We start from the raw sequence: 23,123 nt of genomic DNA, 5'->3' as shown, positions 1-23,123 counted from the left end.
ATTTTTATATTTAATATTCGGAAAAATTTAAAAAGTGAAAAATCTTTAGCTTTTGATTGCTTCCTTCAATCACTCATTCAGAAATAACTACCTCTTTTAGCTTTTAATATGAAGGTTTCCACTTCGCAACCATTCCAAATAATTTATTCCATACTTAATCACGAGTATCTTGGTTATCTTTTTGAGGCTTTTGTCATTCAATTGGACTCAAAAGGGGAACTTACTTTATTGAATCAAAACGTTTCTATCAAAAACATAAAAGAGTTTAGTCATGGTTTAGACGAAAGTGATTTACAGATTGTAAAATTGATAGATTCTCTTCAGCCTGAAAATGTCTATAAAAAATACGTTGGTACAAAAAAACGTACTGTAACGGATTTTTACCTCAAAGTTTATGACCCACAAAAAGGCGAAAAACCAATTCAAGAATTAATTGCTGGCTATGTAGAAAAGGTAAAAGCTGAAATGCTTCCTTTGCTTTTGGGTAAACAGTTATTCATTATGGGTGGAGACGGAAATCCGATTTGGCAAAAAATTGAAGTTCTTCCCGAAAAAGCAACTGTTCTCTTTCATTTTATGCGAAATGAAGACAATACGCACTATTTCCCAAGAATAAAATATCAAGGAGAAAGGGTAGAATTTCAGTACAAAAATGCCTTTATCGTTTGCGATGAACCCGCTTGGATGATTCTGGAAAATAAACTTTATCACTTCGCCAAAGACGTTGATGGGAAAAAGCTTCGTCCGTTTTTGCACAAGAAATTTATCGTTATTCCCAAAACCATTGAGGAAGATTATTACCGCAAATTTGTCACGTCAATTATTACCATGTTTGATGTTTATGCAAAGGGTTTTGAAATTCGCTCGGAAGCATTTTCATGTATTCCAATGTTGAATTTATCGGAACATAAGCGTTTACAAACGACACTTTTTGATGCCTCAGACGCTGACAATGCTTATGATGATGAAGATTCGGAAGTTACTTTAGGACTTTCTTTTCAATATGGGCAATATTCATTCCGCTTCGATAGTTTTTCGGCTTCAGCTAATGTGAGTATGGAAAAACAGGGTGATGATTATGTTTTTCATAAAGTACGCCGAGATTTAAAAAAGGAAAAGGCAAATTTGTCGATTTTGAGAGAATTGGGGCTTGATTTGAAAAATGGGAAAATCATTTTGCCCAAAAGTGAAGCTTTTATGTGGTTGCAAAAAAACTACGAAAACCTGACAGATGCAGGTTTTGAAATCTCTCAAAATGTACAAGATGATGGCAAAAAATACTTTTTAGGATATTCAAAAATTGAGGTAAATATCGTTGAAGGAAATGACTGGTTTGATATTCACGCAAAAGTAATTTTTGGGGATTATGAGATTCCATTTTTGAAACTTCGTAACCTAATTTTACAAAAGAAAAGGGAGTTTGCTTTGCCAAATGGAGAAATTGCCGTTATTCCAGAAATATGGTTTTCTCAGTATTCTGAACTATTTGCTTTTATTGAACAAGATACTGAAAGTGAGCGTTTTATTCTGAAAAAATACCATATTTCCTTAGTTCAAGATTTACAGAATGAATCTTTGGCTATGGCAGTTTTGAGCAGAAAATTAGAGAAATTACGTGATTTTGAGGAAATACAAGCCTATCAATTACCAAAAGATTTTAATGGAGAACTTCGTCCTTACCAAAAGGCAGGTTACGATTGGATGCGTTTTTTGAATGATTATCATTTTGGCGGTTGTCTTGCCGATGATATGGGGCTTGGAAAAACAGTACAAACCCTAACCTTGTTGCAGTCTCAAAAAGAGCAAGGAATCCAATTGCCAAGTTTATTAATTATGCCAACTTCCCTGATTTATAATTGGGAAAAAGAAGCTCAGAAATTTACGCCAAATCTCCGAATACTCACTTATACAGGTACATATCGAGATAAAAATATTGAACATTTTGATAATTATGATGTGATTTTGACTTCTTATGGAATTGTCAGAATTGATATTGATTTACTCAAAAATCATCGTTTCAATTATGTGATTTTAGATGAATCTCAGGCAATAAAAAACCCATCTTCGTACATTACAAAGGCAGTAATGCAACTCAATACCCGCCACCGTTTGGTGCTTACGGGTACGCCTTTGGAGAATAGCACAATGGATTTATGGTCGCAAATGACGTTTATTAATCCTGGACTTTTAGGAACGCAACATTTTTTCAGAAATGAGTTTCAAATTCCGATTGAAAAAAAGGCGGACGAAGTAAAGCTCAGACGATTGTATTCTATTATTAAGCCATTTATGTTGAGAAGGCATAAGTCGCAAGTAGCAACCGAATTACCGCCTAAAATTGAGGCAATTCATTACGCTCAAATGACGGAATTACAGGAAAAAGAATACGAAGAAGCAAAATCGTATTACAGGAATTTAATTCTTCAACATATTGAAAATGAGGGGATTGCTAAGTCTCAAATGGTGGTTTTACAGGGTTTGACAAAATTACGTCAATTGGCAAATCACCCACGTATGACCGATGTTGATTATGATGGAGATTCGGGGAAATTAGAAGATGTTTTGCAGAAATTAGAAGCCGTTTTAGAAGGAAAACATAAGGTTTTGATTTTTAGTCAATTTGTAAAACACCTCGACCTTTTTAGGGAACATTTAGACAAACAAGTTTTACCTTATGCTTATTTGGACGGAAGTACACAAGACCGACAGGCACAAGTGGAGTTATTTCAGAACGATGAAAAAGTGAAAATTTTCTTGATTTCGCTGAAAGCAGGAGGTTTGGGTCTGAATCTTACCGCTGCTGACTACGTCTTTATTTTAGACCCTTGGTGGAACCCAGCCATTGAAGCCCAAGCGGTTGACAGAGCCCACAGAATTGGACAACTCAATACCGTTTTTACTTACAAATTCATCACCAAAAATACCGTCGAAGAAAAGATTTTGGCTTTGCAACAAAGCAAAAAACGATTAGCCAATGATTTGATTACGACAGAAGAAAGTTTTGTGAAATCATTATCAAAAGACGATGTTTTGGCTTTGTTGGAGTAGAATTGATTTGTGGATTCTACATACCATTGCAACTTTTGGGCTAAATTAGGCATCTTTAAAATGTGACATAAAATTGATAAACTTCTCTAAATTTTCAAGTTAAATATACACTGTTTAATAAGCTTTCTGAATGATTTTATCCAAAAAGCTTTGACTACGAAACTTCCAGAAAGTTCTTTACCCGCAATGGATATTGTTTCGGGAAGTTAATAATGACTGTATTAAACAGGTATTTAATACCATATAAATTAAACGTTTCATGCTCTTAAAAAATGCCAAAATATTAGCCGTTGATGATGACCAAGACGTACTGGTGGCTGTAAAAATGCTGCTTCGCCCAGAGGTTAAGGAAATTGTTACGGAGAAAAATCCTGAGAAACTATTATCCCTTTTGGCTCAGAATCAATTTGACCTCATTTTGTTGGATATGAACTACAAAAGTTCCTTGAATACAGGAAATGAAGGGATTTTTTGGCTTCGTAAAATCCGAGAAATTAATAAAACTGTTGCCGTCATTATGATTACGGCTTACGGTGATATTGATTTGGCGGTGCGTTCGGTGAAAGAAGGTGCAAACGATTTTGTTCTGAAACCTTGGCGTAATGAAAAACTATTGGTTACGTTGGAGGATATTCTTGAAAAAGTAAATGATGGCAAACCTAAATCTGCTAAAAATAAAGCTCAAAATACAGATGGACTTCAACTTTTGGGGGAATCCGAGGCGATGCAAGATGTGCTTTATAAAATTGATAAAATTGCCCCAACCGATGCCAATATTTTGATTTTAGGTGAAAATGGAACGGGAAAAAGTGAAGTTGCTAAATTGATTCATCAAAAATCACTCAGAAATAAAAAACCTTTTGTTCATGCTGATTTGGGCTCTTTGACCGAAAGCCTTTTTGAATCTGAATTATTTGGGCATAAAAAAGGAGCTTTTACCGATGCCCGAGAAGACCGTGCGGGACGTTTTGAGGTTGCCAATGAGGGAACGTTATTTTTAGATGAAATTGGTAATATTTCGTTACCGCAACAGGCAAAATTATTAACTATTCTTCAAAATCGAGAAGTTATTCGGTTGGGAACAAATACCCCGATTCCAATTGATATTCGTTTGATTTCTGCAACCAATGCCCCAATTAAGGAAATGGCTTCGCAAAATCAGTATCGAAAAGACTTAATTTATCGACTGAATACTATTGAAATTACGCTTCCTCCTTTGCGTATGCGTGGCGATGATGTGGTTGTTTTGGCAAATTATTTCATGAAAATTTATGCCGAAAAATACCGAAAGACGCTCTTTGGTATTGATGAAAAAGCGAAGGATAAATTACGCAAATATGCTTTTCCTGGAAACATCAGAGAATTACAACACAGCATCGAAAGAGCTGTGATAATGTCTGATAATCAAGAACTTATATCGAGAGATTTGGACTTGAATTCTTCTATTGAAACGCCTGTTACAGTTGTTTCAGAGACTTCTACGTTACGAATTGATGAACTCGAAAAATCGACTATTCTAAAAGCTATTGAACGCCACGATGGCAACATTACCAAAGCCGCCCGTGAGTTGGGCTTGACTCGCACGGCATTGTATAGACGTTTGGGTAAGTATGATATTTGAGTTTTTGAGGGAATGAGGTTACACAGAGCCTAAGTAGAGAACCACAGAGAAAAATACTTATCCTCTTTGTGGTTCTCAATTTGTAACTCTGTGGTTCTCTGTGTAACCTCATATTGCAACTCTCTAAAAATTAAAACCGTTTACCAAAACTATCATTAATGAAAACACGCTATGAAATAAGCCTGACCATTCGGGTCGTTTTGTTGCTTGCCAGCATTACGGCGGCGGCTTTTTGTATTGTGAGTGCTAAATATTCGCTCTTGGTATTTGCCATTTTAGTGCTTGTTTTTCAGATATTTAACTTCGTTCAATTCATTAATAAAACCAATATTGAACTTACTCAGTTTATTGAAGCGGTTCGGTATCGAGATTTTTCTTTACAGTTTACCGAGAAAAATGCTCCCGTTTCTGTTCGACAACTTCGTCGTGCTTTTAACCAAATCAATGCAACTTTCAAACAATTATCTTCCGAAAGAGAGGAGCAATATCAGTATCTCCAAAAAATCTTAGAGTTGGTTGATACAGGTATTCTCTCGTATAATCAAGAAGGAGAAGTTGGTTGGATAAATGAGTCGTTTAAGCGAATGATGAATGTGCCTTACTTACGGAATGTTTCTTCCTTAGAAAAACGTGATATGGTTGTTTATCAGGCAATTATGAGTCTTGAAAATGGAGATAGTCAATTGGTTAAAATTAATCAAAAACAAGTTTTATTAGCTAAAACTACCTTTTTGAATGAAGATATTGAGACTAATTTGATTGCTTTTCAGAACGTTAATGAAGCCATTGAAGATACCGAAGCACAGGCTTACCAAAAACTTTTGCGAGTAATGACACACGAGATTATGAACTCTGTTGCTCCGATTGCTTCTTTGGCAGAAACGATGGAGAAAGCAGTAGCAAGGAAGAAAGGAGAAAAGGAGAAAGGAGATAAAGGGAATGAGGATTTTGATGATATTTCATTGGGAATTTCTACCATTCGTAGGCGTAGTGAAAACTTACTGAAATTTGCGGATACGTACCGCCAATTAGCTAAAGTGTCAATAACTTCTTTCTCCGAATTTTTTGTACATGACCTTTTTGAAGGCGTAGAAATCCTTTTGGAAAATCAAATTGAGCAAAAAAAAATTGAGTTTGATGTTCTAATTAAAGATTTTGAAATGACGATTGAAGGCGATATGGTTTTGATAGAACAAGTGCTTATTAATTTGATTATCAATGCAATAGATGCCGTTAAAAGTCAGGAAAACCCTAAAATAACGCTTGCTACTTATCGAGGGCAGGACGAAAGACCAGTTATTGAAGTACGGGATAATGGCGTAGGAATGTCGCCTGATTTGATGGATAAAATCTTTGTGCCTTTCTTTACTTCAAAACCAAACGGTTCTGGTATTGGCTTGAGTTTGTCGAAGCAAATTATGACACTGCATAAAGGTACTATTTCGGTTCATTCGGAAGAAGGAGCGGGAACAGTTTTTAGATTGGGGTTTTAAATGTTTTGATTATTTAATTTGATTTTTGTAGGGACGAATAGCATTCGTCCAACTCCAGAACTACGGACGAATGCTATTCGTCCCTACAAAAATATCAATCTTATACCTTTACTTTGTCCCTTCCAAAACCTTCAATCCATTCAAAGCATCTGCATAGTTTGGGTTAAGTTTTAAACTTGCTTTAACATCTGTTAATGCCCCAGTTTTATCATTGAAAAGTTTAAGCCGAGCCACACCACGATTAAAATAATGAATGGCATCTTTACTATTTTCTTTGTCAATAGCGATATTCAAATTATTAAAGGCTTCCGCAGCTTTTCCAACGTTTAATTGTGCCGTTCCTAATCCTCCAAAAACAGAAGCTCTATCTTCTTTTTTCATGGTCATAACACTTGCTTTTTCTAAATCTGGAAGTGCTTTTTCGGGTTGTTGAGTTTTTAAATATTGAAATCCTCTATTCATGTAATGTACGCCAACTTTTGGCTCTTTTTTGATAGAAGAAGTATAATATTCAATGGCTTTTGGATAGTCGCCTTTTAAAGAATAAGCTGTTGCAATATTCGCCCAAACATCAATTAATTTAGTAGAATCGGTATTTTCAAGACATTTCAAATATTCGCTAATACATAACTCGTAATTGTTTTCTTTCTCGCCAGAGTATTTTGCAATGTTATAATGAGCTCTATCGTCGGCAGGTAATAAATCAACTCTTTGTGTCATTAAAGTTCTGGTATTTTCCCAAACCTTAACCTGATTTCGAGTTTTTACCAAGAAAAAAAGCATAAATCCTATCAGAATGGCTAACAATCCGTATTTCTGAGAATTACCTTTTTCAAGTATATCTGCAAGAAAATAAAATACCATAAATGCCAATCCAATGTAAGGTAAATAGGTATAGCGGTCTGCCATAATAGCCCCACCAACCAATAAAATTTGCGATACTAAAAAGAACGTAATTCCGAAGAAGGCAATCCCAAAAAATATCACTTTGGATTTTTTAAAGCCATAAGCAAAAGCCCCAACAACGAATAACGTAAAGACAATTCCAAACGGAAAATTATAAGGAAGTGGTCCTTGTTTCCATAGCGTTACAGGGTAAAATGAAGATAAACTGTACGGAAAAAAGAATTTTACCCAATATTGCGATAAACCATAAGCCGAATATTTAATCCCGTTCCATAAGTTATGTTGCGTATTGACCGCTACATAATCGCCATTGTCAAGACTTTTGATTAATCCATAAAAATTATCGCCTGCCTGTATGCTCGAAGCAATTACCCCGAAAAGTAAGGAAATGAGGAAAAATGGAATTTTTTCGATGATAGTTTTTGTATCAAATTTGCGGTCGTTCCAATAGTCTAAAAGAAGGAGAACAACAGGAAATACCACCGCTTGCCCTTTCGATAAACATGAAAGAATGAATAATAAAAAGCTATAAGTCAGGTATTTTTTTGTTTGAGGATTGTGTAAATATTTCAAATAATTGATAGAACCCAAAAGAAAAAATAAGCTATAAAGCACGTCTTTTCGTTCCGACACCCAAATGACAGATTCTACTTTTAGAGGATGAATAGCAAAAACTAAAGCTGTGAAAAATGCCACAAAAAGCGGTTTCCCTGTCATTGGAATACTTTCTTCGTCTTTATTTTTGAGTAATAAAAGCACAAACCAAAAGACCAATAAAGCATTTAATAAATGAATTAAAGTATTGGTAACGATAAATGGACGAGCATTGTCTGCCCCGAAAATATCCGAATTTAACATTAAGGACGTGATAGTCAGTGGGTGATAATTGAGAGCAACGTGAGTTGTCCAAGCTTTGCCCCAATTGCCGTTTGGTTTTTGGACAATCTGATTATTGGTTACATACGCATTGTCGTCCCAATCCACAAAATTATTGTTGAAACCGCCCGAAAAGGCAATAAAAACGGCAACTACCAATACGCCAATGCAAGCCCAAAACCAAATTTTAGGATTTTGTGTTTTAGCTTCATTATGTTGATTGACAGGATTTTGTAGTTTTTGCGTTGATGGTTGAGTAGCCTTGTTTTTCTTCGACATATTAGGTTGATATTATGGGTTTTACAAGCAGGAATATTTCAAAAACTATTCCAAATTAAGATAAAAGAATAGCTAAAGAAAATATTACATAATATATGAAGCTCATAATCAGTTAATTTTGTAGAAATACACATTAATTCAATGAATGCAAAAACACTTAGAATATTCGTAGCCTTGTCGGTTTTATTATTGGGGAGCGTTGTGGTGGTTCAATATTTTTGGTTTAAACAGGCTTATAACCTCGAAGACCGTGATTTTGACCAACGAGTTACCACTGCTTTGCGGGTGGTGAGTAAAAGATTGTTGGAATTTAATAAAAACCCCAATAGTCAATTGTTGAAACCTGTCGAACGAGTTACGTCCAATTATTACACAGTTCAGGTAAACGATACCATCAATAATTTGATTTTGGAGGAATTTATTAAGCAAGAATTTGCTCAGGCTGATATTCGCTTGAATTTTGAATATGGAATTTACGACTGTTCGAAAGATAGAATTAGATATGCTTCTTTTGTTTGTTTTTCTGAAAACTGCGACCGTTCCGATTCAACTGCCAATTACCATTTCCCAGCCTTGGATATTCACAATTATTATTTTGGGGTTCATTTTCCTGATAAAAAACGCTTTTTGTTGGGTGATTTGAATAACTGGTTCGTTTCATCGGCGATTCTTTTGGTAGTGATGGCATTTTTTGTGTATTCATTGATGCTGATTTTCAAGCAAAAACGTCTTTCTGAAATTCAGAACGACTTTATCAACAATATGACGCACGAGTTCAAAACGCCCATTTCTACGATTTCTATTTCGAGTGAAGTATTAATGAAACCCGAAATTGTAAATACGCCCGAAAGGTTATTAAGTTATGCCGCCATTATCAGGAAAGAAGCTGCTCGCCTCAAAAAGAATGTAGATACCGTTTTGCAGACCGCCAACATTGCTCAAAAAATAGATAAACTCAACCTTGAAGAAGTAGATGTTCACGAACTTTTAGAAGATTTAACGATAAGTTGCGAACCACTATTTAAAGAAAAAAATGGAGAATTGATTGTGAATTTAGGAGCAAAAAATGCACTGATAAAAGCTGACCGTCTTCATTTTACCAATATCATTCATAATTTGATTGATAATGGAATGAAATATTGTGAACGAACACCAGTAATTCGAATTACTACCGAAAATATGGGTAATGATTTGATTGTCAGTATAAAAGATAATGGAATTGGTATTGCCGACCGTGACCAAAAACAAGTTTTTAATAAATTTTTCCGTGTGCATACGGGCGACGTACACGATGTGAAAGGCTTTGGTTTGGGTTTATATTACGTAAAAGAAATGGTAGAAGGACACAAAGGAAAAATTGAACTCAAGAGCAAAATAGGAGAGGGTAGTGAGTTTAAATTGGTTGTGCCTGTCGTGGCGTGAAAATGGAACACGGATTGAACAGATTAGACACGGATTTTAAATTTTATCTATTATTTCAATCCGTGTCTAATCCGTTTAATCCGTGTTCCATTTTCATAATACAAGAATCAATATTCCTTCAAAACCTCTCTCGCAATCACAATTTTCTGGATTTCAGAAGTACCTTCGCCAATGGTACAAAGTTTAGAATCACGATAGAATTTTTCTACTGGAAAATCCTTTGTGTAGCCGTAACCACCAAAAATCTGAACGGCATCGGTTGACACTTCAACGCAAATTTCCGAAGCATAAAACTTTGCCATCGCTGCTTCTTTTGTCATGCTTGTGCCTTCCATTTTCAAAGCCGCTGCCTCACGAGTCATTAATTCTGCGGCGTGTACTTTTGTTGCCATTTCGGCTAATTTGAAGCTAATTCCTTGAAAATTGGCAATCGGTTGTCCAAATTGTTGGCGTTCTTGAGCATATTTTGCCGCCGCCGACATAGCACCTTTAGCAATTCCCAAGGACAATGCCGCAATAGAAATCCGTCCGCCGTCCAAAATCTTCATGGCTTGTTTAAAACCGTCGCCTTCTTCTCCTAAACGAGCAGAAATCGGTACTCGGCAGTCTTCCAAAATTACCTCGGCAGTTTCAGAAGCTCTCATGCCCAATTTATTCTCTTTTTTACCGTATTTTAAGCCAACATTACTACGTTCTACAATAAAAGCGGTCGAATTATTTTTTGCTCCAATTTCCCCCGTGCGAGTCATCACAACAACCACATCGCCAGACTTTCCGTGTGTAATCCAACATTTTGAGCCATTCAAAACGTATTCATCGCCTTCTCTACGAGCTACGCACATCATACGTGCCGAATCAGAGCCAGTGTTAGCTTCGGTCAAAGCCCATGCTCCAATCGCTTGTCCTGTGGCGAGTTTGGGCAAGTATTTTTGTTTTTGTTCTTCCGAACCGAACTGTAAAATATGGTTGGTACACAAAGAATTATGAGCCGCTACCGACAAGCCGATTGAGCCACAAACCTGAGCAATTTCATCAATAACCGATACATATTCTTGATAGCCTAAACCTGCTCCTCCGTACTCTTCAGGAACTAAAACACCCAAAAAGCCATGTTCACCTAATTGGTGCATTAATTCTATGGGAAAAATTTGGGCTTCGTCCCATTCCATAATATGTGGACGAATAAAGCGTTCAGCAAAATCTCGGGCAGATTCACGTACTAAGGTTAATTGTTCTGATTTATACATTTTAAATTGTTGATTGAGATTGTTTTTGAATATTGTTGATGATTGAAATATTAAAAAAGTCCTAAATTGTCATAAGCTAATTTTTATCAACCTTGCGATTAATTATATAGTTTTAACCAATTTTAATGCCTCATTTCTTAATATTGTAATGTAATTTCTTAAAATATTTTTATTATGCAAGACAATTTATCAAGTTCTATTGTGGTAGAAAATGAACAAAAAGGAGTGTTGAGAATCATTTTTAGCAATCTTCCAAGTAATTCTATGCCGATAGATTTATTGCAAGAATTAGCAATGACCATTGAAAATTTGGGGGAAGATGAAAATGTCCAAGCGATTATTTTGCAAAGTGGAGGAGAGCGTACTTTTTGTTCGGGGGCAGATTTTAACCAATTATTGCAAATCGAAGATGAAAAATCAGGGAAAATATTTTTTAATGGCTTCGCAAAAGTTATCAATGCGTGTAGAAAGTCACCTAAAATTATCATCGGAAGAGTGCAAGGAAAATCCGTTGGCGGTGGTGTTGGCTTGGCAGCGGCGACTGATTATTGTTTCGCAACGCAATTTGCTTCTATAAAATTGAGCGAGCTAAATATTGGAATTATACCAGCCGTGATAGAACCTGCCGTCGAGCGAAAAATCGGACTTTCGGCATTTTCAAAACTGACATTTAATCCAAATGATTTTTTTTCGGCAGAATGGGCAAAGGAAAATGGGCTTTTTATGGAAGTTTTTGAAGACATCAAGTCGATGGACGAAGCCGTAGAAAATTTGGCAAATCGACTCACAACCTACAATCCAGAAGCATTAAAAGAGTTAAAGAAAATTCTTTGGAAAAACACCGAACATTGGGACGAGCTACTAACTGAAAGAGCAGAAATAAGCGGACGTTTGGTTTTGAGTGAGTTTACGAAGCGGACTTTGGGAGAGAAGTAACACAGACTTTAGTCTGTAATCAAGTAACGCAGACTTCAGTCTGTAATCAAGTAACACAGACTTCAGTCTGTAATCAAGTAACGCAGACTTTAGTCTGTACTTCTAAATTACAGACTAAAGTCTGTGTTACTTTAAACCTTCAAAAAATTCTCAATAATACGTTGTCCTTCTTTTCCACTGATTTCTGTATGGAATTGGGCTGCGTAGAAGTTATCTTTCTGTAACATTGCCGAAAACGGTTGAACGTAGTCGCAAGTAGCTACCGTATATGGACTTAATTCTGCGTAATAACTATGAACAAAATACATAAAACTGTTTTCATTCAAGCCTTCAGTCAAGCCATTTTTGAAATTGTAAATATTGTTCCAACCCACGTGTGGCACTTTGTATTCACTTGATTGAAAGCGTTTTACGTCAATCTCAAAAATGCCCATGCAGGTCGTGTCGTTTTCTTCCGAATGACGGCACATCAACTGCATTCCTACGCACGTACCCAATACAGGTTGTGTAAGCGAAGGAATCACTTTGTCCAAACCTTTTTCACGTAAATAACTCATAGCGGTACTTGCCTCACCTACGCCTGGGAAAATCACTCGGTCGGCAGAACGAATTTCTGTTTCGTCGTCTGTCCAAAGATAATTTACGCCAATTCTATCCAAAGCGTACATCACCGACTGCACATTGCCTGCATTATATTTTATAATTACTGTTTTCATTTATTTTTAGGTATTAGTGGTTGGGTATTAGGGAATAGTCAAGATTATTAAATCCAAAAGCCCAACTCAAGGATGAATCGGGCTTTTTGACTTTTATTTTAATTAGTATTTAAGGGATGCAAAATGTTTATTGATGGCTCTTACCCCTAAAACCTAATTCCTAAAACCTTACTTCTACAAATTCATCAATGATTCTCTTCTACGCATTTTTCCTGCTGGAATACCAAACATCATTTTGAAACGACGACAGAAGTAAGCAGTATCTTTATAACCTACATCAGCACCGATGGCACGAATAGATTTTTTAGAAGTTCTCAATAAACCAACGGCAGCTTCCATTCTTTGATATTCGATATAATCTTGTGGATTGATACCTGTCAACATTTTGAAATACTGTCCAACGTAATCTTCAGAAACGTTAGCAACGTTAGCCAAAACCTTGTTTGACAAATCTCCGCCGATATTATCTTTGATATAAGCAAAAATATCAATTAATCTTGGGTCTTTGAAATACGTACTATTGGTAGCTAATTGCTCAACGAATAAACGGTTTTTAATGATGTAACGAATAATCTCGATAACGATTTCTTCGGTTTTAATCTTAATAACACGTCCTTTCCCTAAATCATCCGTCATATCTTCTTTCAAGATTTCAGCTAACATAAATGCTAACTTATCATCTTTCTTGATTAAGAATGGAGGAATATCAAGAGAAGTGAAGAAATTCACCGAGTCAAAAACCTTTGCTTCAAAAGCAACCATACCGAAAGAGTTTTCGATTTGACCAATTCTGGCAGGTTCAACGTTGGGTTCAAAATATAGTTCACGATGAGTCATAAACTCTTCGTTTGAAATAGCTTTTGGTCTATCTGCATTTCCGTAAGTAACAGAAAGCATTTTGCCGCCAGGAATAAAAAGCATATCACCAACCTCTGCATGAACTGCTTCTTCTCCGAATGAAACCTCACCATTGTACAAAATCAAGAGTGTGTTTTCAACATCGTAGAAGTTTTTGATACGGATAGGTTGTAATATTCTAATGTTGCGTGACTTTATAAACTTCACACCGAGCGACTCAATTATCTTATTATAATCTTCCATCTTTGCGGCTTTTTTTAATTATATTCAGTTATACTATGTTTAATTTTGGACAAAACTAATAAATCCATGTAAAATTCCAAAATATAATTAAAAAAAGTGTAAAATACTTATTGAATGGATACCTTGACTTTTGAATATTATTTTATTGTAATATCCTAAGAATGGAGAAAATGAAAGGGGGCATTTAGGAAAATGATTATTTGTAGTTTTAAAGGAAAACTGAGAAAATATAGAAGTATTTTGTTAAACGTTGAAAACAAAACGAAATGAAAATATTGTGATTGAGTGGTTTAGAAATGAAAAAGGCGGAAAATTTATTGAGTTTTCCGCCTTTTTTTGAATTATTTGAGAATTTCCCGAGCTATTACCATTTTTTGTATTTCTGAAGTCCCTTCGTAAATCTGGGTGATTTTAGCATCTCGCATGAGCCGTTCTACATGAAATTCTTTGACAAAACCATATCCACCATGCACTTGGACGGCTTCAATGGTTGTATCCATTGCCACTTGCGAACAAAATAATTTTGCCATCGCTGCCGATTTTACATAATCTCTGTGATTATCTTTGTCCAAAGCAGCCTTGAAACATAATAAACGTGCGGCTTCGATATTGGTTGCCATGTCCGATAATTTGAATTGAATTGCTTGATGCTCGCAAATTGGTTTTCCGAATGATTTTCTTTCCTTTGAATATTTGACCGCTAATTCGTAAGCACCCGAAGCAATGCCTAAAGCTTGCGAAGCAATTCCAATACGCCCACCATTGAGCGTTGACATGGCAAACTTAAATCCAAAGCCATCTGCTCCAATTCTGTTTTCTTTCGGAACTTTCACATCGGTAAACATTAAAGAGTGTGTATCCGACCCACGAATACCTAATTTTTGTTCTTTTTTCCCAATTTGAAAACCTTCCATTCCTTTTTCTACTATGAGACAATTAATCCCTTTATGTCCCAATTCGGGATGAGTTTGAGCCATCACTAAATAAACACTCGCACGTCCGCCGTTGGTAATCCAGTTTTTTGTTCCATTCAATAGGTAATAATCGCCCATATCTTCTGCAATGGTATGTTGCGAAGTTGCGTCAGAACCTGCTTCTGGTTCAGACAAAGCAAAAGCTCCTATAATTTCTCCTTTTGCCAAAGGCACAAGATATTTTTGTTTTTGTGCTTCTGTACCAAATGCTTCTAAGCCATAACAAACCAAAGAATTATTGACCGAAACCATTACCGATGCCGATGCGTCAATTTTTGAAAGTTCTTCCATCGCCAAAACATACGAAACGGTATCCATACCACCACCACCGTATTCTGGCGAAACCATCATGCCTAAAAAACCTAATTCTCCCATCTTACGGACTAATTCTTCAGGAAAATATTCTTTGTCATCACGTTCAATTACTCCAGGTAATAATTCTGTCTGGGCAAAATCTCTTGCTGCTTGCTGAACAGCCAAATGTTCTTCTGTTAAATCAAGGTTTAATCCTTCTAATGCCATCGTAAAATCAGTTAATGGTAAGTGGTGAATGGCAAACAAATTAATTGGTATGATCATTTTTCCAAAATCCGTTTACCGTGTACCCTTCACCTTAAATAAAAAGTTTTCAAATATACAAAATAGTATGCTTGCATAACAAATTTGTATAATTTTTTTAAATAATTGTTATATTGCAATGAATATTTCAGTCTGTCTTATTTCAAACAGGCTGAAGTCTGTCTTACTTTTACTTAAACAATAACATGAAAATTCAATTTCACGGGGCAGCTCAACGAGTTACAGGCTCTAAGCATTTAATAATTACAGAGAAAGGCACAAAAATATTGTTGGATTGTGGTTTGTTTCAAGGACTAAACACGCAAGAGTTAAATCAAAATTTTGCTTTTGACCCAACCGAATTAAACTATGTTATTCTTTCTCACGCTCATATTGACCATACAGGTTTGTTGCCAAGATTAATTAAAAAAGGATATACAGGTAAAATTTTCTGTACTTCGGCTACTAAAGATTTATGTTCAATTCTTTTAGGTGATTCTGCCAGAATTCAAGAAACTGATTTGGAAAGAATTAATAAACGTCGTGTGAAACGGGGAGAAACGCTCTTAGAAAATTTATATTCACAAGAAGATGTAGAACAAACACTTAGTCAGATGGTTGCGGTTAATTTTAGAGAAGAATTTTGGCTTAATGAAGAAGTGAGTTGTTATTTTACCGATACAGGACATATCTTGGGTTCGGCGGCAGTTTCATTGACTATTAAAGAAAATGACAAAGATATTAAACTCTTTTTCTCTGGAGATATTGGTCGTCCAAATGATAAAATATTAAATTCTCCAGAGGCTTTCCCACAGGCAGATTATATTATTTGTGAGTCAACTTATGGAGCAAGATTGCACGAAACAGAAACCGATGTAAAAGCCCATTTGAGAGCAATTGTTCAGAAAGTATGCGTTGAACAAAAAGGAAAATTATTGATTCCTGCTTTTTCTATTGACCGTACACAAGAATTAGTTTATGCTCTCGACCAATTGGAAAACGAAGGTAAATTACCTACAATCAAAGTTTTTGTAGATTCGCCACTGTCGGTAAATGCTACACAAATTATGAAAAATCACCCAGAATGTTTTAATCCTGAAGTATTGGCATATTTGAAAAAAGGTGATGGCGATGCTTTTGGATTCCCTAATTTATTCTATATTTCTTCGACTGAAGATTCTAAAAAATTGAATGAATTAAACGAGCCTTGTATCATCATTTCATCGTCGGGAATGGCAGAAGCAGGGCGTATCAAACATCATATTGCCAACCATATTGAAGATATTCGCTGTGCAGTGCTTTTAGTAGGATATACATCGCCTGATAGCTTGGGAGGGCAATTAAAAGTAGGGGCAAAAAAGGTAAATATCTTCGGAAAAGAATTTGATGTGAGAGCCGAAGTTATTGTGATGGATTCATTTTCTGCCCACGCTGATTATCAAGAAATAATACAATATTTGGCTTGTCAGGATAAACCAAAAGTAAAGAAAATATTTTTGGTACACGGTGAGCTTGATGTTCAGACTATTTTCAAAGAAAAACTTTTAAAAGAAGGCTATTCAAGTGTTTATATTCCAGCTCATCAAGAAGAAGTAACCATATCATAAACATTTCATATCGTATTTAAAGTAATAAAAACATCGGTTTGACTTTTAATTTTGGTCTGGTTGTTGTATTTTAGAAACCGTAGAACTAAAAATTAACCACTCAATGGATTATGTGGTTAAAAGATTAGATTTTTTATTGAAAATCAGTAACTTGCAAAAAAATATTCATAACAACCCAAAACAACTGTAAATTAATAAAACTACTAAAAATTTAATTAACCTAAACCATGAATCCCTTAGAGTAATGAGCCTTGCCAGAAACTCTATTCATGTAATGTAAAACAATGGAAAACTCAATTAAGAATCCAGCCGATTATGGCTACTGTAAAGACGGTAAGGTCTATTTAAAGGCCTACTCTGAGTACGAAGACCGACAAATTGGTGTAGTCAGAAATACCGAAGAAGAAGCATTACAATACTTTATTAATCGCTTCTCTATTGCCGAAAACAAAGTAAGCACCCTATTTGAACAAGTAGAAGAGGCCCAAAACAAAGGGTCGTATCTAACTAAATTGCTTCAACTACGCAAAAGCCTCACTGAATTTGATGGTTTAGGAAATTTCATCCCTTTGCTTGAACGCTTGGATGGATTGGAGCTTGAATTGAGAGAATTGATTTTGAATAATCAAATCAAAAATCTTGAAATCAAGAAAGCGTTGATTGAAGAATTGAAAGAAGCGGGACAAATTGAAGATTGGGCAGTGGCGACTGAAACCATTATGGAAATCAAAACCAAATGGTTAAAAACTGGCCCAGTAGATAAAGCTCTTCAAGATGGTGTAGAAGGAGAGTTTAATGAAATTGTAGATGAGTTCTTTGTTCGTCGTCGTGAATACTATTCAGAGAAAAACAGAATTATTGATGAGAAATTAGCAACACTTCAACGTATCGTAGATGACGCTCGTAATTTACGTTATGAAAAAGATGTTGATGTGGCTTTTGAAGTCATCAAAAACTTACAACGTGAGTGGAAAACAATTGCGAATGTGCCACCAAAGAAGCAAAGTATGCTTTGGAAGCAATTTAAACGTTCAAATGACTTCTTCTTCGAACGTTATAACCGTGAGAAAGGTATCGTAATGACGGTACGAATTGACCCACGTGTACAACAAATGAAGGAAATGACTACTGAATTGGAAAGTTTATTCAAAATCCAGTCGGAGATTCCATCAACTTCAGAAAAAGCAAAAGGTTATTTAGTAAAATGGAAAGAATTAGCCACACAAACCAAAAACCTCGACCGTAATATTGCTGAGCGTTTCAGAAATGTTTGTGATAAGATTTTTGAAATGAACTACCTTTTACGTGTAATCAGTTATCGTCATCCAGCTTTGGATGAAAAGCCAAGAGTTGAGCAATTGAAGATTATGATTAACCAAATGGACTATATGACCAAAAAAGAGAAAAACGAATTGGATGCTTTCATTACGGATTCTCAATACAGTGGTCAAATGGGGGATAAATTGGTTATGAATAAAATCAATACGCAAAAACGTAAAATTTCAATGAAAGAAACTCTTTTAATCGAATTCAAGAAAGAACTTGAAATCTTATTGGGTCAATAATCATTTAAGAATATTTAAAAGCCTTCTCAATTCTGAATTGAGAAGGCTTTTTGTTTTTAGTAGGGTTTGGGATTTAGGGGTTAGGATTTAGTATTATCAAATTCATGGTAATCATAATTCTTAAATAGTCACTGTACTTACTTATATGAATTTTCAAATTTATTGGGTAGCTCCACAAAATATATAAATGGGTATAAGGTCCCTACCAATTTCTAATCACCAATAACTAATTCCCAAACTTAAACCTTTCTATAAAAAATGTGTCTTATTGAAAATGACAAAGACATGAAAATTGACAATCAGATAAAAATTGAGCATTTATTTATGCGAGCGGGTTTTGGAGCTACACCTGCCCAAGTGAAGGAATTTGGAAAGAAATCTCCTGATAAAGCCTTAAAATCCTTATTGAACAATTCTGAGAAAATAACTCCTTTAGTCGTAGTAGATAATGAATATAAAGAAGTTATCAAGAAAAAAGCCCTCAAGACTTTATTAGAACTAAAAGGTGCTTCTGCTGATGAAATTAAGGAAAAGTTGAAAGAAGCCCGTGAGAAAATCTCAGAACTGAATTATTTGTGGATTAATAGAATGGCATCGGGAGAAGGAATGCTCAGAGAGAAAATGACGCTATTTTGGCACGGACATTTTGCTTGTCGAGGAAGAAGACCGCTTACTGTTCAAATTCAACATAATGTAATGCGTGAAAATGCGTTAGGGAAATTTGGCGATTTGCTTTTGGCAATTTCAAAAGACCCTGATATGTTGCAGTTTTTGAATAATCAGCAAAATAAGAAAAATTCGCCAAACGAAAACTTTGCCCGTGAAGTGATGGAATTATTTACTTTAGGGCGGGGTAATTATACTGAAAATGACGTAAAAGAAGCCGCCCGAGCTTTTACGGGTTGGTCTTCAAATTTGCAAGGAGAGTTTGTGTTTAGACCTAATCAGCATGATGATGGGCAAAAGACTTTTCAAGGGAAAACAGGGAATTTTAAAGGCGAAGATGTTTTGAATATTATCCTTCAAAACCCTCAAACTTCCACGTTTATTTGTACGAAAATATTTCGCTATTTTGTTAATGAAGTTGTTGATAATCAATTGATTGAAAAAATGTCAAAACGTTTTCGTTCTACCGATTATGATATTGCAGACTTGATGGAATATGTTTTTAAAAGCGATTGGTTTTATAATCAAGAAAATATTGGCACACGCATAAAATCTCCAGTTGAATTATTGGTAGGTTTACAACGGAATTTTGGGATAGATTTTCAACAAAAACAAGCAGTATTATTTATTCAAAAGTCGTTGGGACAAGTTTTATTTTATCCGCCAAATGTTGCAGGTTGGTCTGGTGGAAAAAATTGGATAGATTCTTCTACCTTAATGACCAGAATGAAATTGCCAGAAATCATTTTTAAAGACTCTGAAATCAATATTAGACTTAAAGATGATGGCGATGTTAATACTGAAAACCTGAGTAAAAAACTAAATAGAATGCAAGCTGTAATTAATTGGTCTGCATTTCAAAATGAATTTTCTGACGAAAACAGTCAAATTGTTCTTAATAAATTAGAGTCATATTTATTGCCCAGAGCATTATCTCCTCAGCAAAAAGAGTTTATTTTAAAAAAAGTAGAAGGAAAAACAGGAATTGAGTTGTTGAAAATGGCTTCACAAAGTATTGCATCATTGCCTGAATACCAGTTGTGTTAAAAATATTGGTTTTTCTTTTGCAATCATGTTGCAAATTGTTATTTTTGCAACATGATTACAACAATGAACCATTCGCACGACAATAATAAGATAGAGAAGTTGGGTTTTTACCTTTCGGTGGCTTGTGCAATTCACTGTATTGCAACGCCTGTGTTAATAACTGTACTTCCATTTTTAGGGAGTAGCTTAATGAACCATTCGTGGGAAATTTGGTTTATTGGCGGAAGTTTGATTTTGGCAGGAACACTTTTATATAATGATTTCCGTAAGCATCAAAATTATTTGCCTTTAATGTTATTGGGAGCGAGTTTATGCACCAAATTGGTAGAAATATTGTGGTTAGGAGAGAGTTTTGAATTTATTACTGGAAGTGTCGGAGCATTGTTTATTGCTGCCGCTTATTACTTTAATTGGAAATATAAGAAAGCTTGTAGCTGTTGAGTTATAAGTTGTTAGGGGTTAGTTGTTATTGTAGTATTTTAACCCCCAACCCCTAACGCTTATTTAGAAAGCTCTGTTGCTCTTTTTTGTGCCGCAAAAATACCTTCTTTTAGATTTTGAGCTAATAATCCCTCTTCAAAACGTTTCAAGGCAGCTTCTGTCGTTCCTCCTTTTGAGGCAACCGCTTTAATTAATTCATCTAAACTTTTCTCGGAGTTATTAATCAAATGAAACGAACCTAACATTGTTTGTTTCACTAATAATGAAGCCATTGAGTCTTCAAAACCTAATTCTTTTCCTGCTTCAATCATGGCTTTTACTAAATAGAAGAAATAGGCTGGCCCACTTCCACTTACTGCTGTAACGGCATCTAAAAGACTTTCATCTTCTAAGAAAACTGCTCTTCCTGTTGAGTTGATGAGGTTTTCTATTTTCTTCAATTGACTTAAAGTAATATCTCCTGCCGCCGAGAATGCAGTCATACCCATACCTAATAATGCGGGTGTATTAGGCATAGCACGTACTACCAAATTATGATTGAGGGATTCTTTGATTTTATCAATCGAAATACCCGCCATGATGCTCAAAACCAATTGATTAGGCTGGATAACAGACGCAAGTTCGTCTTTTAAGGAAGCGAAATCTTGTGGTTTAACAGATAAAATTATCAAATCATATTCTCCGAGTTTAGGAGAAATAGTGTCAATGACAACGCCTGCTTTTTCTTGACGAAGAGCTTCGGCACGTTCTGCATTTTTTTCAATCAAAAAGAGGTTTTCTTTTTTTACTAATTCGTATTGGATAAATGATTTGGCAAATGCCATGCCCATATTTCCTGCTCCAATGATGGCTACTTTCATGTTATTAGATGATAGATAATAGAGTTTAGATGATAGTGTTTATCGCTTTGCTATTTCTGATTCTCATTATCTTTTTTAATTGTTTTTAGATTAGTTTTGGCTGTTTTTATACTTGAATTAAGCAGTTTTTGTAATTCTTCGCAATCAAGGAGAAAAGAGTTGGCTAATTTAGTATCTATCAAATTGCTATCTCTCAAAAGCATAATCCAATAATGGGTTTCGTTCGCTTCTTTATTAGAAATAGCTAATTTATGAATAAAATCTGCTTTACTTTCTGCACATTCAGCTTCACGAATTAACGCCCCAATAGCGGTTCCGCTTCTCAATATTTGTTTTGAAATAACATATTCTTGTTTTTCTTTCGACAATAACTGATAGAGTTTGATTATTCTTAAAGCAAAAGAATAGCTTTTGTGATTGGCTATTTTATTAGTCATCTCAATTAATTTTTAAGTGTAAAGTATAATTTCTATGATTAATCAAGTGTGAACAATAACTCTCTATTCTCTTTTCTCTAAAATCTATTCTCTGATACCTATTTCAATACCTCTTCTAATTTCCTTTCTAAGTCGTCTCCTCTTAAAAATTTAGCAATTACTTTTCCTTCTTTGTCTAATAAAAAGGTTGCGGGGATTGCTTGTACACCATAAGCTGCTGCGGCGGCGGAGTTCCAAAATTGGAGGTCTGAAACGTGATGCCAAGGTAAACCGTCTTTTTCAATGGCTTTTACCCATGATTCTTTTTCTTGGTCGAGACTTACTGAGAAAATATCAAAACCTTTGTCTTTGAATTTGTAGTACATTCTTACCACATTTGGATTTTCTTTTCTACAAGGTCCACACCAGCTTGCCCAAAAGTCAATCAGAACATATTTTCCACGAAGTGAAGAAAGTGCCAATGTACTATCAGAAGGCGTTTTCATAGCGATTTCTGGAGCTTCTGAACCTACTTCTACGCCTTTCAAACGCATAATTTGCTGATGAAAAGTCTTGATGTGAATATTGGGTGAATTTGGTTTTTCTGCCTTGAATCTTTCCGAAACTTGCGTTAATGTTTCTAAATCATTTTCAGGATTCAAGAAATTTCCTGCCGTCCATAATGCTACCAAATTTGTTCCCATTTCTGGAATCATCGCTTTGATTTTGTTGATATTAGCTTGCTGTGCAGCTTGAAAATCATTTTGGATTTTCTGTAAAGTGGTTTCGTCTTTTTTAGCTTGAGCGGCTGCCACTTGTTTGTTCCAAGTTTCAACTTTGGCTTGTAAATCGGTATTAAGTTTCAGAATTCTATTAAAATACTCAATATTTTTAGAATTTCCCGTTAGTTGGAATGCTCCACGTTTGTTGGGTAAATCCATACCATCGGCAATTACATTTACGGTTTCGCCACCTTCTAAAATCAATAAAACCTTTTGGCTCAATTCCATTCCGAAGAAATTAAGTAAATAATAACCGCCTCCATCAATAATATTTGCATTGAATTTGAAGGTTTTATCAACCGCAACATTGGCAGAGTCCATCGTTACGGGAGTTCCTCTGCCATTGATAAATTGCAGATATACTTTTTTATCGGGAACAACATTATTGACTTTTCCTGTAATAAGCACAGGTTTACCACCTTGTCCAAAGGTAAGGGTAGAAATCATGGCGAATATTACGCCTAAAAATATTTTTCTCATATCTCTTTTTGAGTTTAAGTGTTTATGAGATTAAAAGTTAAAAGTATCGTTTTACCCTATTAACTCATAAACCTTTTACTCA

The 23,123-nt window shown here is 35.2% G+C and carries 17 protein-coding genes; 9 read left to right on the top strand and 8 right to left on the bottom strand.

The genetic code is table 11. The features are described 5' to 3' along the window. The first annotated feature begins 108 nt into the window (after window positions 1-108). From VB796_RS19070 to VB796_RS19060, 3 genes are all read left to right on the top strand, one after another. Window positions 109-3,048 carry a DEAD/DEAH box helicase gene (locus VB796_RS19070; protein WP_323348179.1) on the top strand — a complete coding sequence of 980 codons (2,940 nt, stop codon included), beginning with the start codon at window positions 109-111 and terminating at the stop codon, window positions 3,046-3,048. Between the two features lie 259 nt (window positions 3,049-3,307). Beyond that, the gene (locus VB796_RS19065) at window positions 3,308-4,669 is read left to right on the top strand and encodes a sigma-54 dependent transcriptional regulator (protein WP_323348178.1); all 1,362 of its coding nucleotides are present in this window, start codon (window positions 3,308-3,310) and stop codon (window positions 4,667-4,669) included. Window positions 4,670-4,827: 158 nt separating this feature from the next. After that, complete coding sequence (locus tag VB796_RS19060) at window positions 4,828-6,162, top strand: HAMP domain-containing sensor histidine kinase (RefSeq protein ID WP_323348177.1); 1,335 nt, start codon at window positions 4,828-4,830, stop codon at window positions 6,160-6,162. 108 nt (window positions 6,163-6,270) lie between these two features. On the opposite strand, the gene VB796_RS19055 is transcribed toward VB796_RS19060, so the two are convergent. Beyond that, a complete protein-coding gene (locus VB796_RS19055; protein ID WP_323348176.1) occupies window positions 6,271-8,223 on the bottom strand; it encodes a hypothetical protein in 1,953 nt (650 codons plus the stop codon). Between the two features lie 141 nt (window positions 8,224-8,364). Here VB796_RS19055 and VB796_RS19050 point away from each other — a divergent pair, with 141 nt between their 5' ends. Continuing rightward, window positions 8,365-9,645, top strand: coding sequence for a HAMP domain-containing sensor histidine kinase (locus VB796_RS19050; RefSeq protein WP_323348175.1), 1,281 nt, complete (start codon window positions 8,365-8,367; stop codon window positions 9,643-9,645). 107 nt (window positions 9,646-9,752) lie between these two features. Here the strand turns inward: VB796_RS19050 and VB796_RS19045 are convergent, their stop codons facing one another. Beyond that, window positions 9,753-10,892: an acyl-CoA dehydrogenase family protein gene (locus VB796_RS19045; RefSeq protein ID WP_323348174.1), complete on the bottom strand. Its 1,140-nt coding sequence runs from the start codon at window positions 10,890-10,892 to the stop codon at window positions 9,753-9,755. 174 nt (window positions 10,893-11,066) lie between these two features. Here VB796_RS19045 and VB796_RS19040 point away from each other — a divergent pair, with 174 nt between their 5' ends. Continuing rightward, on the top strand, window positions 11,067-11,828 hold the full coding sequence (locus VB796_RS19040; RefSeq protein WP_323348173.1) for an enoyl-CoA hydratase/isomerase family protein: 762 nt from the start codon (window positions 11,067-11,069) through the stop codon (window positions 11,826-11,828). A gap of 131 nt (window positions 11,829-11,959) precedes the next feature. Here the strand turns inward: VB796_RS19040 and hisH are convergent, their stop codons facing one another. From hisH to VB796_RS19025, 3 genes are all read right to left on the bottom strand, one after another. Next, on the bottom strand, window positions 11,960-12,544 hold the full coding sequence (hisH, locus tag VB796_RS19035; protein WP_323348172.1) for an imidazole glycerol phosphate synthase subunit HisH: 585 nt from the start codon (window positions 12,542-12,544) through the stop codon (window positions 11,960-11,962). A gap of 174 nt (window positions 12,545-12,718) precedes the next feature. After that, complete coding sequence (locus VB796_RS19030) at window positions 12,719-13,645, bottom strand: AraC family transcriptional regulator (RefSeq protein ID WP_323348171.1); 927 nt, start codon at window positions 13,643-13,645, stop codon at window positions 12,719-12,721. A 341-nt stretch (window positions 13,646-13,986) separates the two neighbouring features. Further along, entirely contained in the window at window positions 13,987-15,141 is a 1,155-nt protein-coding gene (locus tag VB796_RS19025) for an acyl-CoA dehydrogenase (protein WP_323348221.1), read from the bottom strand. Window positions 15,142-15,383: 242 nt separating this feature from the next. On the opposite strand from VB796_RS19025, the gene VB796_RS19020 reads away from it, so the two are divergent. From VB796_RS19020 to VB796_RS19005, 4 genes are all read left to right on the top strand, one after another. Beyond that, window positions 15,384-16,784 (top strand): MBL fold metallo-hydrolase, encoded by a 1,401-nt coding sequence (locus VB796_RS19020; protein WP_323348170.1) that lies wholly within the window; start codon window positions 15,384-15,386, stop codon window positions 16,782-16,784. 284 nt (window positions 16,785-17,068) lie between these two features. Then, complete coding sequence (locus VB796_RS19015) at window positions 17,069-18,349, top strand: DUF349 domain-containing protein (RefSeq protein ID WP_323348169.1); 1,281 nt, start codon at window positions 17,069-17,071, stop codon at window positions 18,347-18,349. A gap of 285 nt (window positions 18,350-18,634) precedes the next feature. After that, a complete protein-coding gene (locus tag VB796_RS19010) occupies window positions 18,635-20,062 on the top strand; it encodes a DUF1800 domain-containing protein (RefSeq protein WP_323348168.1) in 1,428 nt (475 codons plus the stop codon). Window positions 20,063-20,125: 63 nt separating this feature from the next. After that, window positions 20,126-20,503 carry a MerC domain-containing protein gene (locus VB796_RS19005; RefSeq protein ID WP_323348167.1) on the top strand — a complete coding sequence of 126 codons (378 nt, stop codon included), beginning with the start codon at window positions 20,126-20,128 and terminating at the stop codon, window positions 20,501-20,503. Window positions 20,504-20,562: 59 nt separating this feature from the next. Here VB796_RS19005 and proC read toward each other — a convergent pair whose 3' ends face one another. The 3 genes from proC to VB796_RS18990 form a co-directional block, all read right to left on the bottom strand. After that, window positions 20,563-21,363: a pyrroline-5-carboxylate reductase gene (proC, locus tag VB796_RS19000; protein WP_323348166.1), complete on the bottom strand. Its 801-nt coding sequence runs from the start codon at window positions 21,361-21,363 to the stop codon at window positions 20,563-20,565. A 50-nt stretch (window positions 21,364-21,413) separates the two neighbouring features. Beyond that, the gene (locus tag VB796_RS18995) at window positions 21,414-21,800 is read right to left on the bottom strand and encodes a four helix bundle protein (protein WP_323348165.1); all 387 of its coding nucleotides are present in this window, start codon (window positions 21,798-21,800) and stop codon (window positions 21,414-21,416) included. 98 nt (window positions 21,801-21,898) lie between these two features. Beyond that, window positions 21,899-23,041 carry a TlpA disulfide reductase family protein gene (locus VB796_RS18990; protein ID WP_323348164.1) on the bottom strand — a complete coding sequence of 381 codons (1,143 nt, stop codon included), beginning with the start codon at window positions 23,039-23,041 and terminating at the stop codon, window positions 21,899-21,901. Between the last annotated feature and the right edge of the window lie 82 nt (window positions 23,042-23,123).

Origin of the sequence: Arcicella sp. LKC2W (genome assembly GCF_034931005.1) — a bacterium.
Classification (GTDB): Bacteria; Bacteroidota; Bacteroidia; order Cytophagales; family Spirosomataceae; genus Arcicella.
Note: the sequence above shows the minus strand (reverse complement) of the source record. Positions and strands in the feature narration are given on the sequence as shown.

Bases quoted from the DNA above. Each gene is read 5' to 3' on its own strand.
- VB796_RS19070 (WP_323348179.1), top strand. From the start codon at position 109: ATGAAGGTTTCCACTTCGCAACCATTCCAAATAATTTATTCCATACTT.
- VB796_RS19065 (WP_323348178.1), top strand. From the start codon at position 3,308: ATGCTCTTAAAAAATGCCAAAATATTAGCCGTTGATGATGACCAAGAC.
- VB796_RS19060 (WP_323348177.1), top strand. From the start codon at position 4,828: ATGAAAACACGCTATGAAATAAGCCTGACCATTCGGGTCGTTTTGTTG.
- VB796_RS19055 (WP_323348176.1), bottom strand. From the start codon at position 8,223: ATGTCGAAGAAAAACAAGGCTACTCAACCATCAACGCAAAAACTACAA.
- VB796_RS19050 (WP_323348175.1), top strand. From the start codon at position 8,365: ATGAATGCAAAAACACTTAGAATATTCGTAGCCTTGTCGGTTTTATTA.
- VB796_RS19045 (WP_323348174.1), bottom strand. From the start codon at position 10,892: ATGTATAAATCAGAACAATTAACCTTAGTACGTGAATCTGCCCGAGAT.
- VB796_RS19040 (WP_323348173.1), top strand. From the start codon at position 11,067: ATGCAAGACAATTTATCAAGTTCTATTGTGGTAGAAAATGAACAAAAA.
- hisH (WP_323348172.1), bottom strand. From the start codon at position 12,544: ATGAAAACAGTAATTATAAAATATAATGCAGGCAATGTGCAGTCGGTG.
- VB796_RS19030 (WP_323348171.1), bottom strand. From the start codon at position 13,645: ATGGAAGATTATAATAAGATAATTGAGTCGCTCGGTGTGAAGTTTATA.
- VB796_RS19025 (WP_323348221.1), bottom strand. From the start codon at position 15,141: ATGGCATTAGAAGGATTAAACCTTGATTTAACAGAAGAACATTTGGCT.
- VB796_RS19020 (WP_323348170.1), top strand. From the start codon at position 15,384: ATGAAAATTCAATTTCACGGGGCAGCTCAACGAGTTACAGGCTCTAAG.
- VB796_RS19015 (WP_323348169.1), top strand. From the start codon at position 17,069: ATGGAAAACTCAATTAAGAATCCAGCCGATTATGGCTACTGTAAAGAC.
- VB796_RS19010 (WP_323348168.1), top strand. From the start codon at position 18,635: ATGAAAATTGACAATCAGATAAAAATTGAGCATTTATTTATGCGAGCG.
- VB796_RS19005 (WP_323348167.1), top strand. From the start codon at position 20,126: ATGAACCATTCGCACGACAATAATAAGATAGAGAAGTTGGGTTTTTAC.
- proC (WP_323348166.1), bottom strand. From the start codon at position 21,363: ATGAAAGTAGCCATCATTGGAGCAGGAAATATGGGCATGGCATTTGCC.
- VB796_RS18995 (WP_323348165.1), bottom strand. From the start codon at position 21,800: ATGACTAATAAAATAGCCAATCACAAAAGCTATTCTTTTGCTTTAAGA.
- VB796_RS18990 (WP_323348164.1), bottom strand. From the start codon at position 23,041: ATGAGAAAAATATTTTTAGGCGTAATATTCGCCATGATTTCTACCCTT.